This is a genomic window from Cellulomonas bogoriensis 69B4 = DSM 16987, from assembly GCF_000767165.1.
Taxonomy (GTDB): Bacteria; Actinomycetota; Actinomycetes; order Actinomycetales; family Cellulomonadaceae; genus Actinotalea; species Actinotalea bogoriensis.
On record NZ_AXCZ01000227.1, the window covers coordinates 1 to 3372 of the forward strand.

At 74.8% G+C, this 3372-nt stretch carries 2 protein-coding genes and 1 pseudogene; 1 reads left to right on the top strand and 2 read right to left on the bottom strand.

What is annotated here, in order from left to right; genetic code table 11:
• Positions 1–360, bottom strand: a 360-nt coding sequence (locus tag N869_RS16670; protein ID WP_232229752.1) for a DUF1353 domain-containing protein, incomplete at its 3' end; no start/stop codon positions are given.
• Positions 361–405: 45 nt separating this feature from the next.
• A complete protein-coding gene (locus tag N869_RS13745; RefSeq protein ID WP_035062501.1) occupies positions 406–2949 on the bottom strand; it encodes a lysylphosphatidylglycerol synthase transmembrane domain-containing protein in 2544 nt (847 codons plus the stop codon).
• Positions 2950–3125: 176 nt separating this feature from the next.
• Here N869_RS13745 and N869_RS13750 point away from each other — a divergent pair.
• Positions 3126–3372: pseudogene (locus tag N869_RS13750) on the top strand (hypothetical protein); the annotation flags it as partial.

The following is a 3372-nucleotide window of genomic DNA, read 5'->3' on the forward strand; positions in this document are numbered from 1 at the left end:
CTCGGCGCGGAACGGCGGGACGTCGCCCTCGCGCAGGGCCCGCCGGAACCGCTGGTCGGCGTCGGCGACGTGCGCCCGCCGCGCCGCGGACCGTCGGCCCCCCACCGGCACGAGGACCTCGTGGTCGTGGAGGATCGCCGCCCGGGTCTGCCGCCCGAACGGGCCGATCACCGACCACAGCGGGAACGGCACCGATGCCAGGTCCGTGGTGAACCCGGCCGGGACCGTGCGGTGGGTGCCGTCGGCGTCGACGTACAGCAACGGCTCGCGCAGCGTGAACTCCCGGTCGCTGGTCTGCGCCAGCTCCACGGGCACCAGCCGACGCGTGCCGTCGGCGTCACGGACGTCGGGCCAGGGCACGGGTACCTCCGCTGGACGGGGTGGCGACAGGTCGGTGGCGACGGGTCACAGGACGTCACGGCGCTGCAGGTACCGCATCGCCCACCACCCGAACGGCACCCGGCCCCAGAACGTCAGGGCCCGGAACAGCACCACCACCGACGTGGCGATCGGGAGCGGCACGCCCCCGGTGGTCGACAGCGCGGTGATGAGCGCCAGCTCGACGGTACCGAGCCCGCCCGGTGTGGGCACCAGGGCACCGGCGGCGTTGCCGATCAGGTAGATCAGGGCCAGGTCGATCAGGGGCAGCTCACGCCCGAACGCCGCCAGGCACGCGGCGAACGCCCCCACGTAGCTGAGGGTCACGAGCACGTTGCCGATGACGGCGACGGCGAACCGTCGTGGCTGGCTGAGCAGCTGCACGAGCCGGGGCCACGTCTGACGCCACACCGGCAGGGTCTTGCCGAGCACCCACTGGCGGGCCGGTGGCACGAGCATCGCCGCGGCGATCACCACGGCGACCGACCCCAGGCTCACCAGCACCGTCCCGGACGGCATGCCCAGGGGGATCTGGGACCCGCTGACCATCGACATCAGGACCAGCAGGATCAGGGTGGTGATCAGCTGGGACACCTGCACCAGCCCCACCGAGGCCACGGCCAGGCCGTGTCGCACGCCGCGGCGCACCAGGACCCGCATGTTGACAGCGGCCGGGCCCACCCCGGCGGGCGCGACCAGGGCGACGAACGCCGCCGCGGCCTGGGACAGGATGGTGCGCCACAGCGGCAGGCGCACCGGTGAGAACGCCACCAGGGTCAGGGCGGAGCCGACGAACGCGGTCATCCCGAGGGTGAACGCGACGGCGGCCCACCACGGCTGGGCCTGGGCGAGGGCCTCGTTGACCTGGTCGAAGCTGATCGTGGTGATGACCACGACCGCTGCGACGACCGACAGGGCCAGGGTGGTGACCGTACGTCCCCCGAACCGCACCAGCCGCTCGGGCTCGACGGTGGACTGGGGCAGGCGTGCCAGGAGCGCCTCACGGACCTCGGCCAGCACGCCCTTGTGGGCGCGGGCCTCGGCCCGGGTGGCGGGCGGCAGGGCGATGGACTGCAGCAGGGGCCCGATGGTGGCCAGGTCGGCGTCGGGCAGCACGCGCGCGGCCGACGCCACGGCGCGCTCGGCACCGACCCGCAGGGCCAGGACGGCCAGCAGGTGGCTGATGTCCATGCGTCGGGCCAGGTGGGACGAGGCCACGTCCCCCGACTCCCACCCGGTGAGGAACGCGACGGGGGCGCCGTCGCACGCCGGGGTCCCGGTCGGGTCCTCGGGGCCGCTGCCGGGCGCGCGCACGCCCTGGGGGGCGACGAGCACGACGTCGGAGGTGAGGCTGCGGTGGGCCAGGCCCGCGGTGTGGGCCACCCGCAGCTGGTCCCACACCGCGTCCAGGACGTCGTCGGTGAGGGCCTCGGTGGGCAGGTCCCGCAGGGGCACGGCGCCGTGGGCGTGGTCCTGGATGAGGATCATCGAGTCCTCGGCCTCGGCGAGGCCCAGCAGCCGCGGGGTGCACACGCCGGCCGACCACGCGGCGTAGGACAGCAGCGCGGCGCGTTCGGCGGCCTGACGCAGCGACACCACCGCCCGACCTTCGATTCCCCGCAGCCGCACCGACCGCCACCAGCGGGTCAGCACCCCGACCACCTGCCTGTCGCCGTCGAGCACGACGACGTCCAGCCGGTCGCCGTCGACGGTGGTCATGGCGTAGACGCGGTTGTCGCCGTAGCGGGTGATCGCCACGGCGGCGAGGTCGGTCGCGAGGTCGTCGTCGCCGCCGGGGCGCTGGGCGGTGACGTCCCGCACCCGGATCAGCCGGTTGGGTTCGAACCCGGCGCGCCGCACCCCGTCGACCAGCGCACCGCCGTAGGCCCGTTCGCTCTGCACGCCTGACAGGTACCGGGACGTCAGGCCGGCGACCCGGCCGATCAGGACCGTGAGCAGGGCACCGGGCAGGGTCACCAGGCCGGTGATGAGCGCGACGCCGAGGGCCAGCCACAGCAGGTTCCACGACCAGGAGGCGGTCCGTCGCCGGTTGCGGGCACCGGCTGCGGTGAGCAGCCCTGCGGTTCCGGTCAGCAGCGCCGGGATGGTGACGACCCGCTCGCCGGCGGACCACACGCTCAGGGAGGCCCGCAGCTCCACGCTCCCGACCTCGGTGAGGACCCAGGTGGTGACCAGGGCCAGGACGACGGCCACCGCGCCCACGGCGATCGCCTCGAAGGCCTGGCGCACCAGGCGGCGCAGGACGAGCTCGGTGAGGACGGCGATGGGGGCGATGATCGTGATGAGGCCCTCGAGCACGGCCACCGGGACGAACAGCAGCCGTCGCAGCAGCGAGGCGAACCCCTGGACGTCCTCGGTGAGGCCCGACGTGGTGCCCTGGGCGTACACGGCGAGCACGAGCACGAGCGCGATCCCGGCCGCGGCGAGGGCCGCCCCCATGAGGTCGGCGGGGTGGTGCACGCGGACCGCCGGGGTGTCGACGATCTTCACGCCGTGGGCGGCCGGGCCACGTCCGAGGCCGGTGCGGCCACGCAGGGACGGGCTCGACATGGTCGCGAGTCTAGGCCGCGGGCCCTGGTCGCAGGCCCGGGACCTGCCGACGGGACCCCACCCCGTGGGTGACACGCACGACACCCGCACCGGCCATGTGTGACATGAACGAAACATGGTCGACCCGTGGGCGTCACGCGCCGTGCCTAGCGTCGTTGCAACCCCCAGGAGGCCCGATGACGTCCCCGATGCCCGTGCTGGTGGCGGCCCACCACGAGGTCGCCGGTCCGGGGGCGGCGGTGGCCCGCGCCCTGCTGCGCGAGGTCGCCCGCCAGGGGGTGCCGGTGCACCCCGACCCCGTCGGTGTCATGGCGGCCAGGGTCGTGCAGGGCTACCGGGCCCAGGGCGCCACGGTGGTGGTGGTCCCGTTGGCGGTGGCCGGTGGGTACCGGGCGCCGGCCTTCCTGCAGGGCCTGGACGCGG

Coding starts and splice junctions, on each gene's coding strand:
- N869_RS13745 (WP_035062501.1), bottom strand. CDS start 2,949: ATGTCGAGCCCGTCCCTGCGTGGCCGCACCGGCCTCGGACGTGGCCCG.